At 41.3% G+C, this 17,402-nt stretch carries 12 protein-coding genes; 8 read left to right on the top strand and 4 right to left on the bottom strand.

Annotated elements, in window-relative coordinates; all coding sequences use genetic code 11:
* Positions 1-35: 35 nt before the first annotated feature.
* Positions 36-410: a gamma-butyrobetaine hydroxylase-like domain-containing protein gene (locus BW139_RS04630; protein ID WP_008465764.1), complete on the top strand. Its 375-nt coding sequence runs from the start codon at positions 36-38 to the stop codon at positions 408-410.
* A 24-nt stretch (positions 411-434) separates the two neighbouring features.
* On the opposite strand, the gene BW139_RS04625 is transcribed toward BW139_RS04630, so the two are convergent.
* Positions 435-2,315 carry a methyl-accepting chemotaxis protein gene (locus BW139_RS04625; RefSeq protein ID WP_076918859.1) on the bottom strand — a complete coding sequence of 627 codons (1,881 nt, stop codon included), beginning with the start codon at positions 2,313-2,315 and terminating at the stop codon, positions 435-437.
* A 403-nt stretch (positions 2,316-2,718) separates the two neighbouring features.
* Between BW139_RS04625 and rraA the strand changes: the two genes are divergently transcribed.
* Both rraA and BW139_RS04615 read left to right on the top strand, forming a co-directional pair.
* Entirely contained in the window at positions 2,719-3,216 is a 498-nt protein-coding gene (rraA, locus tag BW139_RS04620; protein ID WP_008465762.1) for a ribonuclease E activity regulator RraA, read from the top strand.
* A 1-nt stretch (position 3,217) separates the two neighbouring features.
* Positions 3,218-4,267: a formimidoylglutamase gene (locus BW139_RS04615; protein WP_076918858.1), complete on the top strand. Its 1,050-nt coding sequence runs from the start codon at positions 3,218-3,220 to the stop codon at positions 4,265-4,267.
* Positions 4,268-4,274: 7 nt separating this feature from the next.
* Here the strand turns inward: BW139_RS04615 and BW139_RS04610 are convergent, their stop codons facing one another.
* Together BW139_RS04610 and hutI are read right to left on the bottom strand one after the other, a co-directional pair.
* Positions 4,275-5,999, bottom strand: coding sequence for a GGDEF domain-containing phosphodiesterase (locus BW139_RS04610; protein WP_076918912.1), 1,725 nt, complete (start codon positions 5,997-5,999; stop codon positions 4,275-4,277).
* Positions 6,000-6,056: 57 nt separating this feature from the next.
* Positions 6,057-7,304 (bottom strand): imidazolonepropionase, encoded by a 1,248-nt coding sequence (gene hutI, locus BW139_RS04605; RefSeq protein ID WP_076918857.1) that lies wholly within the window; start codon positions 7,302-7,304, stop codon positions 6,057-6,059.
* Positions 7,305-7,414: 110 nt separating this feature from the next.
* Between hutI and hutC the strand changes: the two genes are divergently transcribed.
* From hutC to hutH, 3 genes are read left to right on the top strand one after another with little or no spacing between them, the layout of a single operon-like run.
* The gene (gene hutC / locus BW139_RS04600) at positions 7,415-8,137 is read left to right on the top strand and encodes a histidine utilization repressor (protein ID WP_008465755.1); all 723 of its coding nucleotides are present in this window, start codon (positions 7,415-7,417) and stop codon (positions 8,135-8,137) included.
* A 29-nt stretch (positions 8,138-8,166) separates the two neighbouring features.
* Positions 8,167-9,846, top strand: coding sequence for a urocanate hydratase (gene hutU / locus BW139_RS04595; RefSeq protein WP_076918856.1), 1,680 nt, complete (start codon positions 8,167-8,169; stop codon positions 9,844-9,846).
* Entirely contained in the window at positions 9,843-11,375 is a 1,533-nt protein-coding gene (gene hutH, locus BW139_RS04590) for a histidine ammonia-lyase (RefSeq protein WP_076918855.1), read from the top strand. The genes hutU and hutH overlap by 4 nt, the downstream gene beginning before the upstream one ends.
* Here the strand turns inward: hutH and BW139_RS04585 are convergent.
* Complete coding sequence (locus BW139_RS04585; protein ID WP_008465751.1) at positions 11,372-12,142, bottom strand: NADP-binding protein; 771 nt, start codon at positions 12,140-12,142, stop codon at positions 11,372-11,374. The two genes, hutH and BW139_RS04585, sit on opposite strands and share 4 nt — an antisense overlap.
* Before the next feature lie 113 nt (positions 12,143-12,255).
* On the opposite strand from BW139_RS04585, the gene BW139_RS04580 reads away from it, so the two are divergent.
* Complete coding sequence (locus tag BW139_RS04580) at positions 12,256-14,283, top strand: methyl-accepting chemotaxis protein (RefSeq protein WP_008114995.1); 2,028 nt, start codon at positions 12,256-12,258, stop codon at positions 14,281-14,283.
* Positions 14,284-14,658: 375 nt separating this feature from the next.
* Entirely contained in the window at positions 14,659-17,367 is a 2,709-nt protein-coding gene (secA, locus tag BW139_RS04575) for a preprotein translocase subunit SecA (protein WP_076918854.1), read from the top strand.
* Positions 17,368-17,402: the final 35 nt, after the last annotated feature.

Here is a 17,402-nt window from a genome sequence, read left to right as displayed (position 1 = left end):
TCCAGCATGGAGGCTTTTTTGTAAGTGAGATGACGATGAAACAAGTAACTAAAGTGCACTATCATAGTGTGAGTAAAAATTTAGATGTGTTCTTTGATGATCATTCAGAGGCAACCTTCAGTACTGAGTTTTTACGGGTTCACTCTCCCTCAGCCGAGGTGCAAGGCCATGGCTCTGAGCCTATGAAGTTAGTACTTAATAAACAAACAGTGGGCATTAAAAGCATTACACCCGTAGGACATTATGCGTTGCGTTTAGAGTTTGACGACGGGCATAACAGCGGGTTGTTTAGCTGGCAATATTTGGCTAGATTACAAGCCGAACATACTAAGTTGTGGGACACTTATTTAGAACGTGTTAAACAACATGAAAATAACAAAGACAGCGTACCAATAAAGTTTATTCCTTAAACTTTATTGGTTGTATAGCAAAGCTTAAACTTTATATTTATCTATCGCACTATGTAGCACGCGTGCTTGCGCTGAAACCTCTTCACTGGTTTGTGCGTTATTAGCCGAATGTTCTGACGCGCTTTGAGCGATATCACGAATTCGCACTACATTTTTATTCACTTCTGATGCAACTTGGCTTTGCTCATCAATCGCCACAGCAATTTGTGTACTCATTTCCATAATTGTTTGCACATCAAGTGTAATAGATCCTAGCAGCTCACCCGCTTTAGTTGCTTGTGTTGCACTTTCGCCACCTTGAGCTCGACATTGATGCATAATACTTACTACCTCTTGAGTGCGCTGTTGCAAGGTATTAATAATACCTTCTATTTCGCTAGTCGACTCTTGCGTACGCTGGGCTAGTGAACGTACTTCATCGGCAACAACCGCAAAGCCGCGACCTTGCTCACCGGCTCTCGCCGCTTCAATAGCCGCATTTAAAGCCAGTAAATTAGTTTGTTCAGCAATAGCACGAATTACATCAAGCACTGAGCCAATAGTTTCACCATCTTTTTCAAGCTGTGACACCACACCTGAAGCATTTACCAAAGAATCAGACAACGCATTAATGTGCTTAATGGTTGACTCAACCTCAACCTGACCTTGTAAGGCACTCTCGTTAGTCGACTCTGCCTTTTTAGCCGCAGCTTCAGTATTATGTGAAATATCTTGAATTGTCGCCTGCATCTCTGTCGCAGCGGTGGCTACCATGTCGGCTTCATGTAACTGCTCTTGCATTCCTGAGCTAGTTGCTGCCGTTGTGTTAGATAAATCTTCAGTCGCAATGTTTAACGTTTTCAATGCGGTATTTACTTCATAAATTAGTTTTTTGAAGTCACCAATTAAACTATTAAAGTCTATGGTCATTCTGGTTACTTCATCTTTTCCTTTATGCTCTATAAATAAACTTAAATCGTTATTGCGCCTAATTTCATCTATTGCTTGATACACCCTTTCAATAGGCTGAATAATTGAACGACTAGTTAAGTACACAAGCGCCATAACAATCACACTGGCAATCACAAAAATCACTATTGCCAATAGCTGTGCTTGATTGGCTGTTTCACTTACTTGCTCTTTAGTGGCAGCTGTAATGTAAGAAACCACTTCATCACTCTTTTTAACACTTATCCTCATTTTACCCAAGGCGCCCGAATTTAAATCGACACCCAGTGCTACCTGTGCCTCTACTAACGCGGTAAATTTACCTTGGTAATTACTCATTAACGATGCTAATTGACTACGGGTCTGATTGGGTAAATCGGCGGCGCTTACTTGCTGTTTTAACTCCACTGCTAGTTTATTAAATCGGTCTAGGTATTTTGTATCCAAGCGCAACATAAAATCTTTTTCAGCACGGCGTAGCTGCAACATAGTAGTAAGTAGCTGATAATTATTTTGCTCATTGAGTAACGTTTCAATACTGTGAACAGCTTCACGAAGCTCGCCGTAAAGTGCATCTTTGGGGTGTAAGCCTATCTTACGTTGCAGTTTTACAACAACCTGAAAATCATCGTAGTATTGTTTTGCAAGCGCCGAGAATTGGCTTACCTGGGCCGTGGCAATATTTAAGTCTGTTGATAAAATAGTTAGCTTTTCTAATTTAAGCTGCAGTTGTTTATATTCTTTAGTGAATAAATCTAAGCTACTTTCATCTTTATAAAATAAAAAATCTTTCTCATATTTGCGCATCGAAAGCTCGTGTATATCTAGCTCTTCAGCGTACTGAATTGTTTCATTTAATTTAAGCATAATACGTGCTTCATAAATGATGATGCATAGCATGACAATCATTGCTAAGCCTACAACAAGGGCGTTTAGTTGCAAACGGCGTTTTATCGTCAGATTTTGTAAAAAATTCATTGTAAATACCTATATTAAATTTACCAGCGCAGTATAACGTGGTGCTTCCTTTCATTTAAGTCATTAATTTTGAATAAAAAATAAAAAGGGTCGCCGGTAAAATTTAACCATTAACAAACTCCTTTTAAACAAATGGACAATATAAAAACCATTGGCCTAACAACAGTATTGCTCAATTTTACGACTCTTGCTACTGACGGAGGAAAATCTTCAACCGTATCAGCAAGCAATACACCTGTTTATAATCTTGTTGTGAATAAATGACAAGTTTATGAAAGAATTATTATTCTTATAATTGATTTAGTTCTAATTATGGCTAAATTTACTGCGATTAAGTCGTTGTTATTGCATATAAGGAGGGTATACTGAGTTTCTAACTTATGTATCTTTTGAGGATAAAATAATGGATTACAGCACTTCTGATTTATGCGACCACTTTGCTGATGTGGTTGACGTGCTTGAACCTATGTTCATCAACTTTGGTGGTCGACACAGCTTTGGTGGCCGCATTAAAACGGTAAAATGTTTTGAAAACAATGAACTGATCCGCCAATTACTTTCTCAAGATGGTACTGATCAGATTTTACTTATTGATGGTGGCGGCTCAACTCGCAGAGCATTAATTGATATTGAGCTGGCTGAGCTGGCACTTGAAAACAATTGGCAAGGCATTATTGTATATGGTGCATTACGTCACGTTGATGAGCTTGAAGAACTTGATTTAGGAATTCAAGCTATTGCATCAATTCCTGTTGCAGCAGACAGTGAAGGTGCGGGCGAAAGCGGTATAGGTGTTAATTTTGCTGGCGTATCATTTTTTGATGATGACTTTGTTTATGCTGACAGTACAGGTATTGTGCTTTCTGCTGAAGAGTTAGAACTAGAAATTATAGAACTGTAGCGTGGCCGTACCCCTTAAAATATATAACGAAAGCACGGTAAAGGAACTTTGCTCTGGCCGTGCTGGAGAGCTAAAAGCGTGGCAGTCGATGGCATTACTTGATGCCCGCGATAATATTCAACAAGCGCTTGCTGATGCCGTACAATTTGGTATGCGTTTTGTTTTACTTGGTATTTGTGAAGATATTGGACCGAGAGCCAACTTAGGAAAAGGCGGTGCACAGTATGCGTGGCCTGCTTTTTTACAACGTTTTTTAAACCAACCTCACAATGACGCTATTGCCATGCAAAAAGTGTTACTGCTTGGCGAAGTAAACCTCGATGATTTAATGCAACAAGCACACCCGCTTGATAACCAAAATCCTCTCGATTTAGACCAATTACGTCAGTTGTGCGCTGAGATTGATGTACGGGTTGAAGCAATTTTAAACATGATTTTTAAAGCGGGCCTCGAACCTATTATTATTGGCGGCGGACATAATAACTGTTTAGGTATTATTCGCGCACTTGCCAAACATAACCAAAACGCAATTAACGCGATTAATTTAGATCCCCATGCCGACTTTCGCGAGTGTGAAGGTAGGCACAGTGGTAACGGGTTTAGCTATGCTTACCAAGAGCAGCTGCTCAATAATTACCATGTTATTGGCTTACATGAGCTAAAAAACAATCAACCTATTTTTAATGCCATGCAGAGTGCTAATTTTAGCTACACCAGCTATCAGACAATTAATGTGAAGCGCGAAATAAACTTAACGGAGGCAACCACCCATGCACTCCATGGATTTGATAACGCACCGTTAGGAATAGAAGTTGATTTAGATAGCTTAACCAATATGCCTGCAAGTGCATTTAATTATTGTGGTTTTGATGTCAGCGATGGTGAGCATTATGTTTACTTAGCTGCAAGTGATCCCCGTAGTGCTTATTTACACTTATGCGAAGCAGCGCCACCACAACACCCCCACTCTATAGCCGCGGGTAACTTACAGTGTGGCCAAGTGATCAGTGCTTTAGTTAATACCTATTTACAAACAAAACTAAGCATTTAAAACACACTTAAAGCTCTTGTGCTTCTAACCATTGCTTAAACCAACTCATTAATCCTAAACTGCTCAATGGGTGTCCAAAATAGTATCCCTGTGAAGCATAGGCTTTTAGACTTTTCACAAATTTTAGTTGATCCAGTGTCTCGACCCCTTCAAAAATAACTTTCGTCTGTTGCTGGTTATGCATTTCAACCATGCCACCTACTAAACTACGTATATTATTTTGATTACTAAAGTCTGCAGTTAATGCAGGCGATACTTTAATATATTCCACCGCTAAACTAGGTAACTTAGAAAGTAATACAGGGTTATCACCTAAACCATCAACACACACTTTTAAACCTAAACTATTAAGCCTTGCAATCATGGCTCTGCCTTTATCATCTAAGCTAGTAAAAATATGTAGCGGACATTCTAAAATTAAATCACCAGGCCTGAGTTGATGCTCACCAATAACCCCATAAACAAAATCCACAAACTCTTCGTTGAGCATTTCCGGGCCAAATAAATTAACACTTAAAGGTACCGACATTCCTTCCATACGAAGTGCCATGGCAAGCTCTCCAGCACGTTCAATAACAAAGGTCGCGAGAGAATAACCAAGCCCTGCAATTCTAATATCGTTAATAAACCGACTCGCCGATAAAGTCCCTTGGGTTGGATGCTGCCAACGTAACAACAACTCTAAAAATTCAATTTGACCATCGTCATTTCGAATAACTGGTTGAAAAAACAGTTCGAACTCATCAGCAAAGTTGATATTCGCCAACTCAGTTAATCGCGATTGCTGCTCTAAATGCTCAATCGTCATTTGCTGATGATAAGCTACTATTTGTTTAGCTGGCTGACTATCAAGTGCTAGGTAAGCATGACTAATTAGATCATCAAAGCTGCTGCTTTGTTGATCACAGTGTACATAACTGGCTCTTACTTTTACTTCAATTGTGCAATTAGCTACATTAAAGGGCTTTAAAGTAGCACCAATAATTTGCTTTATAAGCTGTTGATGTAAATGATTATGACTCTGTAAATCACAAATAAATGCAAAGTTTAACCCACCCAAATGCGCTAATTTAGCGTGCTCAGCAAGATAAAACACTTCATCGCTATCTAATAAATCTTTTATTCTATTTGCTGACTGCGATAATAATAAATCACCAAAATCTCGACCAATATGTTGATTAACTTGGGCAAAGCCTTCGAGCCTTAATACTATGAGTGCTGCGACTAATGAATCTTCATTGCTTAGTTCATTATATTTTTGACGTAACTGTTGTTTATCAGGGAAGCTGGCTAAAGGTGAGTTTTCAACATACACCTCAGGCTCAGTTTGTGGCTTTAAAGATGGAGCAACCTGCAGCGTATTATCTATTAAAAAATCACTGCTACTAAGCAGTAAAATTGGAATGAGTAGCCATGCCAAGTGCAGCGCAAAAAAGAGATGACCTGCCAATAATAAAACAAGTAATCCTGTGGCACAGGCACTGATAAGTAACGGTGCTTTTTGTTTTAGCAAATTCGCTTGATATAAATGAAAGCCAAAACCTAGGGCCAATAGCACAGCAAACCAAGGTATCGCAGTACTCACCATAGCTAAACCAATCAGCCCAGTGCATAAAAAGCTGAGCCTCATTACGTTACTTTTAACGGTTAACAATACAGCAACCATTGCCATTAAAAGCGCACCACTTAAAAATATAGCTAAATTGCTATAGCTCAATAGCGTTCCATCCATAGCTGAGGTACTCACTGACATTAAATAAAACATGGGTTTAAGAGTTAAGTCTTATAATTAGCTAAGTTTACCCAATATCCATAAATTTAACAGTTTATTTACTCCAAACTGATAACTTAATTGTGCTGGATGCTCAATTTGCCAATGTGCTATATCAGCGCGAGCACCTACTTTTAATACGCCTCTATCAGTAAAACCAAGAGCCTGAGCTCCGTGTGCCGTGACTCCCATTAATGCTTGCTCTGGAGTAAAATTAAATAAGGTACAAGCCATATTCATCATTAATTGCAAAGAACATAACGGTGATGTGCCGGGGTTGAAGTCAGTGGCAATTGCGATGGGAACCTTGTATTTATTTAACAGTTCAATCGGAGGGTATTTCGTTTCTTTTAAAAAATAAAAAGCACCGGGCAGTAATACCGCCACAGTACCTGCATTGGCCATAGCTTTAACACCGGCTTCATCAAGATATTCCAAATGATCGGCCGACAAGCCATTATATTGCGCCACCAGCGAAGCGCCTTGTTGATTAGATAACTGCTCCGCATGGCACTTAATTGCTAACCCCAGTTTTTTAGCCGCATTAAATACTCGCTGCGTTTGCGCATAACTAAAGCCAATATCCTCACAAAATACGTCAACCGCATCTACTAAGTCATGTTCGACAAGGGTGTTAAGCATTTCATTACACACTAAATCTATATAATCATCACTGCGATTTTTAAACTCTAAAGGTAATGCATGCGCGCCTAAAAAGGTGTTAATTATCTCAATTGGATGATGTTGGTTTAACAGCCTAGCCACCTCTAATATTTTTTTCTCATTTTCGATATCAAGCCCATACCCTGACTTAATTTCAACTGTAGTTACGCCTTCTGCTAACAGTGCATTTAAACGTTCTTTTGCGGCTACAAACAGTTGCTCATGATCAGCCTCTCGGGTTGCTTTTACTGTACTTGCAATTCCGCCCCCTTGCGCAGCAATTTGCTGATAACTCACTCCCTGCAAACGCTGCTCAAACTCCTTCGCACGAGAACCGGCAAACACTAAGTGAGTATGACAATCAATTAAGCCAGGCGTTAACCACTGCCCTTTGACACTTAATGTCGGAGTGGCTAACACATCAAAATCAGGTAACTCAGTTTGCTCACCTAGCCATACTATTTTGCCATTTTTAATTGCTAAAGCCGCATTTTCTATCGCTCCATAAGGCGCATCAATGTTGCTATCCATAGTGGCAATATTGGCATCGGTGAGCAGTAAATCGATATCATTTAATTGTTCTGTGGATTCTGTAGCTTGCATAAATTTCTCCGCGATAGTGTTCAAATGAGTTTAACAACACATCTTGTATATACAAGATGATTGTGCCATCTTACTAGGTATTGTTTATTTTTAATATACTAAAAGTATTTATGCCAACACCTAAGTTTACGCAAATAAAGCAGTTTATTGTGGACAAAATACGCAGCGGACTTTGGCTTGAAAACCAACGCGTACCCTCAGAAAATGAACTAGCAAAACAGTTTACGGTAAGCAGAATGACCGCACGTCGAGCCCTCAGTGAGCTCACTGATGCGGGCATTTTAACTCGTAGCCAAGGGTTAGGCACGTTTGTAGCAAGCTTCAAATCACAGTCGTCATTACTTGAAATTAAAAACATCGCCAATGAAGTAAAAGAGCGAAACGGAAACTACAGCTGCACAGTACAAGTATTGGAATCAATTAATGCCGTCGCGCCAATTGCAATTGCTTTAGGTGTGGAGGTAGATAGCGTGGTATATCGCAGTGTCATTATTCATAACGAAAACGACAGCCCCTTACAAGTCGAAGAGCGCTTTGTAAATCCCCCCCTTGCTAAGGATTATTTACAACAAGATTTTACCGCCCTTACCCCACACGAATACTTATCAACAGTTGCCCCTTTAACACAAGCAAGGCACACGGTAGAGGCTATTACACCAAGCAGTGAAATGTGCCAATGGCTTAACTTATATAATGAAGAGCCCTGTTTACAAGTAATACGCCGTACTTGGTCGGTAAACGGAATTGTAAGCTTTGCACGACTTATATCGCCGGGCAGTAAGTATCGCTTAGGCGGACAATTAACATTTAAAAATAATAATAAAAGCGCATAACGCTTAACACTATTTAACAGGAGTGAAAAATGAATCATCGACTGGACACACAGCGCACAATACGCGCGCAACATGGTAATCAAATAACCACAAAAAGCTGGCAAACTGAAGCAGCTAAACGCATGCTAATGAATAATTTAGACCCTGATGTTGCCGAGCACCCTCAAGCTTTGGTGGTGTATGGCGGGATTGGCCGTGCTGCGCGTGACTGGCCAAGCTATGACAAAATAATTGAAACGCTTGAACGCCTAGAAGATGACGAAACCCTATTAGTGCAATCTGGCAAACCGGTGGGTGTATTTAAAACTCATAGCAATGCACCGCGGGTATTAATTGCAAATTCTAACCTTGTTCCGCACTGGGCAAACTGGGAGCACTTTAACGAGTTAGATAAAAAAGGCTTGATGATGTACGGCCAAATGACCGCTGGCTCTTGGATTTATATTGGTTCTCAAGGGATTGTTCAAGGCACTTACGAAACCTTTGTGGCTATGGCAAAACAACACTTCTCAGGCAATGCTAAAGGTAAATGGGTGTTAACTGGTGGCCTCGGAGGAATGGGCGGTGCACAACCATTAGCAGCAACCATGGCAGGCTTTAGTGCCTTAGTAGTGGAATGTGATGAAAGCCGTATCGATTTTCGAATAAAAACAGGGTACGTCGATGTAAAAGCCACAGACCTTGAGCATGCATTAAAATTAATAACCGATGCCTGTGTAAAGGGTGAAGCGCTTTCTGTGGGTTTACTGGGTAACGCGGCTGATGTTTTTAGTACCTTAGTAAAAAGTGGTATTACTCCCGATATAGTCACCGATCAAACCTCAGCCCATGATCCGCTTAACGGCTACCTGCCACAAGGTTGGAGTATGGAGCATGCAGCAAAAATGCGAATCGATAATCCACAAGCAGTGGTCAAAGCAGCCAAACAATCAATGGCTGTTCAAGTAACGGCGATGCTGGCACTGCAAGATGCGGGCGCGGCAACGACTGATTACGGCAATAATATTCGTCAAATGGCGCTCGAAGAAGGCGTCACTAATGCATTTGATTTCCCTGGGTTTGTACCTGCTTATATTCGTCCATTATTTTGTGAAGGTATTGGCCCATTTAGATGGGTAGCACTCTCAGGCGATCCCGAAGATATTTACAAAACAGACGCAAAAGTAAAAGAACTAATCCCTGATGATAAGCATTTGCATAACTGGCTTGATATGGCGCGTGAGAGAATTCAATTTCAAGGCTTGCCTGCACGTATTTGTTGGGTTGGCTTAAAAGACCGAGCGCGCCTAGCCGTTGCCTTTAATGAAATGGTTAAAAACGGTGAGCTTAAAGCACCGGTAGTTATTGGCCGCGATCATCTTGACTCAGGCTCAGTAGCTAGTCCTAATCGTGAAACAGAGAGCATGCAAGATGGCTCCGATGCTGTCTCTGATTGGCCACTTTTAAATGCCCTGCTCAATACCGCAGGCGGCGCTACTTGGGTATCGCTTCATCATGGTGGCGGTGTAGGTATGGGCTTTAGCCAGCATTCAGGTGTGGTTATTGTTGCCGATGGTACCGATGAAGCAGAGCAACGCCTTGCAAGAGTGCTTTGGAATGATCCTGCTACCGGTGTGATGCGCCATGCCGATGCCGGTTATGACATTGCAAAAAATTGTGCACAACAACAAAACCTAGACCTACCTATGCTTAACAAGGATAAGTCATGATTTCATACACACTCACACCGGGTCAGCTTGAATTAAATACCTTAAGAAAAATTAATCAATCACCCATAGATTTAACTTTGGCAACTGAGGCCGCTACACAAATAGCAGCCAGCGCGCAAACCGTTCAAGACGTAATAAACGAGCAGCGAACTGTCTATGGTATCAATACCGGCTTTGGTTTATTAGCCAATACTAAAATAGCGAATGATGAGCTAGAACTATTACAACGCAGTATTGTGCTTTCACACGCTGCGGGCATTGGCGAGTTAATGGATGACAGCACGGTCAGATTAATGATCACCCTAAAAGTAAATTCTTTATCACGGGGTTATTCTGGTATTCGTTTAGCAGTGATTGAGTTTTTTATACAGCTACTCAAAAATGAAGTCTACCCATGCGTGCCTAAAAAAGGCTCAGTGGGCGCATCGGGCGATTTAGCCCCCCTTGCTCATATGTGCCTGCCTTTATTAGGTGAAGGGAAAATGCGCTATCAAGGAGAGCTAATAAGCGCAGAACAGGGGTTAAAAATTGCAGGGCTTGAGCCACTGATATTAGCTGCGAAAGAAGGCTTAGCACTACTAAATGGCACACAGGCCTCTACTGCATTCGCACTGCAGGGCTTATTTAGAGCAGAAGATTTGTACGCACAAAGCTGTGTTATTGGCTCTATAAGTATTGAGGCCGCCATGGGCAGTCGCGCACCATTTGATGCTCGTATTCATGAGGTTCGTGGTCAAAAAGGGCAAATTGATACCGCGCACGTATTTAGAGAGCTATTAAGCACCCACTCACAAATTAGTGACTCACATATTAATTGTGAAAAAGTACAAGACCCTTATTGCCTTCGTTGCCAACCGCAAGTACTTGGTGCGTGCTTAACCCAAATACGCCAAGCCGCCGAAGTATTACTATGTGAATCAAACGGGGTAACCGATAACCCACTCGTTTTTGCCGATGTAGGGGATATTATTTCAGGCGGAAACTTTCATGCTGAGCCCGTTGCTATGGCCGCTGATAATCTTGCTATTGCCATTGCCGAAATTGGCGCCTTAGCTGAGCGACGCATAGCATTATTGATTGACTCTAATTTATCAAAATTACCGCCCTTTTTAGTCGAAAACGGTGGGGTAAATTCAGGGTTTATGATTGCTCAAGTGACCGCAGCTGCGCTCGCCTCAGAGAACAAATCACTAGCACACCCGGCCTCGGTAGATAGCTTACCGACCTCAGCTAACCAAGAAGACCATGTCTCTATGGCAACCTTTGCCGCTAGGCGCTTAGTTGATATGGCTAATAATACGCAAGGCGTGTTAGCCATTGAATGGCTGAGTGCTTCTCAAGGGCTAGAATTTAGAGCGCCACTACATGCGTGTGAGCAGGTAGAAAATGCAAAAGCACTGCTACGCCAACATGTTAGCTATTACGATAAAGACCGCTACTTTGCCCCCGATATTGAAGCGGCTAACACACTACTAAGTGAAGGTAAGTTGTGCGACTTTATAAAAAACTCGCCCTTACCTTCTTATTAAATACCATACTGATAACTAAAACCCAGCGCTTCTATCGCTGAGCCAATAACTTTGCGCTCAGCGACTTCATCACTACTAAAACTTGGCATTTGTGTGCCATACAGCTCACATTTTTGTGCATAATAATCTGCTTTGCTCGGGTGCGCAGGGTTAACTACATTATAAATGCTTTGCCCTTGTGACCAATTGTTAAGTACCGCATAAATGGCATTGATCACATCTTGTTGATGCACCATGTTCACCACTTGCTGACTAGAGGTGTTGAGTTCCTTACCCGCCACAAAACGACCCGGCTCTCTGTTTGGCCCCAACAACCCAGCTAAGCGCAGTACTTTACCTTGCTGCTCTAGCACTTGCTCTTCTGCATCATAGAGCTTTATTTGTCGCTCGTTAGTGCCTGATATATCGCTACTTTCACTATAAACTCCGGGCTCTTGATCATACACTCCAGTCGATGAGCACAATAAAAAACCTTTACAATTAAGCTTAGTTGCCAGCTTTAATCCCTGTTCCAGCACCTGTGCATAATCACTTTCGCTGTCACGACTGCGAGGCGGTATAGCACACACCCAATACGCATTTTGTAAATCCACTTGGTGCTGCAGCTCGCCGTTTTGTAAAACAAACTGACGCTCAAAATCAAATTGATGGGTGTCACTACGATGAGTCCCTTGCACTTGCCAACCTTGTTTTTGTGCATCAATACATAAGGCTTGGCCAAGCCAACCTGCGCCAAGAACTACTAAGTTATCTTTGTTGGTTTGCACTTTATTTACCCTTTATTAAAAGCATAATCACACTTATTAACGCGTTTTATAGCGATAAAAAACAAAATATGATTAGATATACGATACTAAAAATAATAACAATACGTACACTTATGCTGAATAATCTCTCTTTACGAAAAAAAATATTATTACTAATTGGTGGTACGATTACCGTGCTGCTGATTCTCGCCTCCACATTTTTTATCAAACATATCGCCGACCTATCACGCGTTAATATTGAACGCGAAGCACAAAGTTACCTGCAAAGTGAGCAGTTATCAATGCAAGGTTACTTTGCTAGGTACGGAAAAGTGGTATCTACTTTTGTAAATAACCCACACTTAGTTAATTTTTTCGAGGCATGGGAACAACGTGATCAACCTGTGGCAAACGCTCCCGGTTACAGTGAAATAAATCAAGACTTTGTGCGCATTAGCGCCCATGATGAAAATATTCTCTCAGCATTTTTTGCCTCAGCAATTACAGGCGAATACTTTAAAGAAAACGAACGCACGTCGGATTATAACGGCCAACCTTATTACGCATATAAGCGTGGTTGGTGGCAAGAAGCCATGCAACTAAACAAACTATACGTAGGCCCTATTTCAGTTGATTTAACAACAGGCGATGCCTCAGCCGTAGTACAGCAACCTGTTTATAATGAGCAAAAAAAACTAATTGGTATTGGTGGCGTAGACCTGCAGTTAAATAAAATTAATGCCATGGTAGAAAGCATTCGCTTTAATAATCAAGGCTACGGCTTCTTATTAGACAGCAACCAAAAAGTGGTGCACCTTTCGAAAGCAACCAAACACAACTTGTCAATTACTGATGACGGCACTAAGAAAAAGCAAGGTTTAGATGGGCTAGAGCAACAGTTTGAAAACACTTCTGGCTTTGAGACACTTAATCAACAGATGCAAAAAAACCTACAAGGTAGTCACACGGTTACTTTTAAAGGAGAACAATACTATGTTGTTTATAGTCGCCTACAATTGGAGCAACCCTTCTTAGATTGGTATGTTGGGCTATTAATTCCAACAAGCTTAATTGAGGCCCCAGTAAACGATGCCGTTAAAAGCACCGTCACCACAGTAGTTATTATGTTGTTTATTGTGATTGTTATGATCATTTGGGCAACGCAGCTGATCTCTAAACCAATTGTAAAGCTAACGCATATTATGCGCGATATAGCCTCGGGTGATGGCGATTTAACCCAAAAAATTGATATCAATAGCCGTGATGAAGTCGGTCAATTAGCCAATCACATGAATACCTTTATTGATAAATTACGCTTGATGATGCGTCAAACCGCTACCCAAGCAGAGCAACTCAATGAGGCTGCCAATCAATTAAAAATAGTCTCTAGGAAAACCAACTCGGAAATTCAACAAGAGAAACAACAAGTAGATAGTGTCAGCGCCGCAGTAACCGAAATGGCCAGTACCGTGCTTGAAATTTCTCGCAATGCACAATATACCAATACCGCTGCCGAAGAAGTACAAATAATAACTACACAAGGTACCGAGCGTTCAACGCAGGCACAAGATGTAATGAGCGCATTGGCACTTCATATAGGGGAAGCATCTAAGGTTGTTACAGGTCTAGAACAAGAAAGTACCAATATTGGTGCACTCATTGATGTCATCAATTCTATTGCTGAGCAAACTAACCTTTTAGCCCTTAATGCTGCCATTGAAGCGGCTCGTGCAGGTGAGCATGGGCGAGGCTTTGCTGTAGTTGCTGATGAAGTACGCTCACTTGCAAGTCGTACTCAAGAGTCAACCGACGATATTCGTAATATGATTTCTCGTTTACAACAAATTGCGCAAAAAGCTGCCGTTATGATGCAGCAAGGGCAAGATCAAGCGCAAAGCTCTGTTACTCAAACCAAGGAAGTACTGGGCTCATTACAAAGCATCAAACAGTCGGTCACTAAAGTGCAAGATCAAAGCCATCAAATTGCCACCTCTACCGAGCAACAAACAGTGGTTGCAGAAGATATTAACACGAGCCTTACTGCTATTAATAACTTAGTTAATAGCACCGCTCACCATGCACACACTCTAGCCGATGAAGCACATGATTTAAGTGACTTAGCAGGGGCGCTCAATAAAACAGTTGCTCAATTTAAGCTTTAAAAATCGATGCCTGTAAACAAAGAATTTAAGGGTGAAATTTAAGCGTTTTACCCTTGTTTTTAATTTATTCAGCACCATATCCTTAGGGTCTGTTTATCTGCGGTTTTAATCAAATTTAGCAATAGAACGCTATTTTTATGAGCACGATCTAATTTTTCTGTTTTAAATGAAGATCTTTTTCTTGAGGTAGTTTGATGTTTAGCAGAGTCTGGTATAGTAGCGCAGGTAATAAACAGTGCTTTTAAAGCAGCTTAATACAAAATTGCTAATTAATGTGTCCTAAAGGTTAATTTAAAGAATACATTAATTATCAATTGTAAAAAATGGGTTAGCCGATGTACGGCTGGCAAAAAAATACATTGTAACGGTTTTATCATGATATCTAATTTATTTACCAAGATTTTTGGTAGTCGCAATGACCGCACTATTAAAAACCTAAGAAAGACGGTCGCACTGATCAATGCACTTGAAACGCAACTAGAAGCGCTTTCAGATGAAGATTTAAAAGCTAAAACAGCTGAGTTTAGAGAACGTTACGATAACGGACAAAGCTTAGGCGACATTCTACCAGAAGCATTTGCGGTGGTACGTGAAGCGTCAAAGCGTGTAAACGGTATGCGTCACTTCGACGTACAATTATTAGGTGGTATGGTTTTACAACAAGGCCGCATTGCAGAAATGCGTACCGGTGAAGGTAAAACGCTAACTGCAACGCTCCCTGCTTATTTAAATGGTTTAACAGGTAAAGGTGTTCATGTTATTACCGTGAATGACTACTTGGCCAAGCGTGATGCTGAAACCAACCGCCCTTTATTTGAATTTTTAGGCTTAACCGTTGGTTGTAATGTTCCGGGCATGATGCCGCAGCAGAAAAAACAAGCTTATGAAGCCGACATCACATACGGTACCAACAACGAATTTGGTTTTGACTACCTACGTGACAACATGGCATTTAGCATTGATGAACGCGTACAACGCCCATTATTCTATGCCGTAGTGGATGAAGTGGATTCAATTCTTATTGATGAAGCACGAACGCCGCTTATTATTTCTGGCCCAGCTGAAGACAGCTCAGAGCTTTATACTGAAATAAATACCATTGTTCCTCTTCTTGAATTGCAAGAAAAAGAAGATGAGGAAGGGGTTGAAGGCGATGGCGATTTCACCATCGATGAAAAGTCTAAGCAAGTTCACCTAACTGAGCGTGGACAAATAAAAGTTGAAGAGCTACTTACAGAGCGCGGCCTAATTGAAGAAGGTGATTCACTGTATTCAGCAGCGAGCATCACGCTACTTAGTCACGTTTATGCAGCCCTTCGTGCGCACAAGCTTTATCAAAAAGATGTTGACTACGTTATTAAAGAAAACGAAGTTATCATCATCGACGAGCACACGGGTCGTTCTATGGAAGGACGTCGTTGGTCAGAAGGTTTACACCAAGCTGTAGAAGCAAAAGAAGGTGTGAAAATTCAAAACGAGAACCAAACGTTAGCCTCTATTACGTTCCAAAATTACTTCCGCTTGTACGAAACACTCGCAGGTATGACAGGCACAGCCGACACAGAAGCATTTGAGTTTCAGTCTATCTACGGTTTAGACACTGTGGTTATGCCAACCAATAAACCAATGATCCGTGATGATCGTGCTGATTTAGTGTACTTAACACAAGAAGAGAAGTACGAAGCCATTCTAGCAGATATTAAAGACTGTCAAGAACGTGGTCAGCCGGTACTTGTAGGTACTATCTCAATTGAAAGCTCTGAGTACTTGTCGCAGTTTTTACGCAAAGAAAAAATTAAGCACAACGTACTTAATGCTAAATTCCACGCACAAGAAGCTGACATTGTTTCTGATGCGGGCTTACCAGGCACAGTCACCATTGCCACCAACATGGCCGGTCGTGGTACCGATATTGTACTTGGTGGTAATTGGAATAGTGAAGTTGAAAAACTTGAAAACCCAACTGACGAACAAATTGCCGAAATTAAAGCCGCATGGAAGATTCGCCATGACGCAGTAATTGATGCCGGCGGTTTACACATTATTGGTACAGAGCGTCATGAATCACGTCGTATTGATAACCAATTACGTGGTCGTTCTGGCCGTCAAGGTGATGCTGGTTCAAGCCGTTTCTACCTATCGATGGATGATGCGTTAATGCGTATTTTTGCCGGTGAGCGCATGACCAACATGATGCGTAAACTAGGTATGCAACGTGGCGAAGCGATTGAACACCCATGGGTTAACCGCGCAATCGAAAACGCCCAGCGTAAAGTAGAAGCACGTAACTTTGATGTGCGTAAACAGCTACTTGAGTACGATGATGTAGCAAACGATCAACGTCGTGTTGTTTACTCTCAACGTAACGAATTGCTTGAAGAAGGTGATATTTCAGAAACGATTACCGCTATCCGTGGTGATGTGCTCGCGGGTGTAATTGATCAATACATTGCCCCACAAAGCTTAGCTGAAATGTGGGATGTCCCAGGGCTTGAAGAGCGCTTAAAGCAAGATTTCCTAATTGAGTTACCAATTACTCAGTGGTTAGCTGATGACAATAAACTGTACGAAGAAAAACTTCGTGAGCGTATTGAAGAAGCGGTTGAACAAGCTTACAAGCAAAAAGAAGAAATGGTCGGCGATTCTGTACTTCGTCAGTTTGAAAAAGCCATTATGCTTCAAAGTCTTGACCAACATTGGAAAGACCACCTTGCTGCAATGGATCACTTACGCCAAGGTATTCACTTACGTGGTTACGCACAAAAGAATCCTAAGCAAGAATACAAACGTGAGTCGTTTGAGTTATTCTCTGAAATGCTAGAAAACTTAAAAGTCGATGTGGTCGGTATTTTAAGTAAAGTGCAAGTTCGCGCTGAAGAAGATGTTGAAAAAGTAGAAGAGCAACACCGTAAAAGTGAAAATGCCCCTCGCGAATATCAACATGAAGAAGCAGAACACGTAGGTGGTGAAGCACCGCAAAGCGCTCAGGTTATGGCGCGTAGCGAGCCAAAAGTTGGCCGTAACGATCCATGTCCATGTGGTTCAGGTCAAAAATACAAACAATGTTGTGGTAAATTAAAATAACACCACTTTGTTACGTTAGATAAAAAGCGACGCTT

Origin of the sequence: Pseudoalteromonas sp. SK18 (assembly GCF_001974855.1) — a bacterium.
GTDB lineage: Bacteria > Pseudomonadota > Gammaproteobacteria > Enterobacterales > Alteromonadaceae > Pseudoalteromonas.
This window is presented reverse-complemented; position numbering and strand designations above follow the sequence as displayed.

Excerpts from the sequence above, each read along its gene's own strand:
- BW139_RS04630 (WP_008465764.1), top strand. The coding sequence starts at position 36 with ATGAAACAAGTAACTAAAGTGCACTATCATAGTGTGAGTAAAAATTTA.
- BW139_RS04625 (WP_076918859.1), bottom strand. The coding sequence starts at position 2,315 with ATGAATTTTTTACAAAATCTGACGATAAAACGCCGTTTGCAACTAAAC.
- rraA (WP_008465762.1), top strand. The coding sequence starts at position 2,719 with ATGGATTACAGCACTTCTGATTTATGCGACCACTTTGCTGATGTGGTT.
- BW139_RS04610 (WP_076918912.1), bottom strand. The coding sequence starts at position 5,999 with ATGGATGGAACGCTATTGAGCTATAGCAATTTAGCTATATTTTTAAGT.
- hutI (WP_076918857.1), bottom strand. The coding sequence starts at position 7,304 with ATGCAAGCTACAGAATCCACAGAACAATTAAATGATATCGATTTACTG.
- hutC (WP_008465755.1), top strand. The coding sequence starts at position 7,415 with ATGCCAACACCTAAGTTTACGCAAATAAAGCAGTTTATTGTGGACAAA.
- hutU (WP_076918856.1), top strand. The coding sequence starts at position 8,167 with ATGAATCATCGACTGGACACACAGCGCACAATACGCGCGCAACATGGT.
- hutH (WP_076918855.1), top strand. The coding sequence starts at position 9,843 with ATGATTTCATACACACTCACACCGGGTCAGCTTGAATTAAATACCTTA.
- BW139_RS04580 (WP_008114995.1), top strand. The coding sequence starts at position 12,256 with ATGCTGAATAATCTCTCTTTACGAAAAAAAATATTATTACTAATTGGT.
- secA (WP_076918854.1), top strand. The coding sequence starts at position 14,659 with ATGATATCTAATTTATTTACCAAGATTTTTGGTAGTCGCAATGACCGC.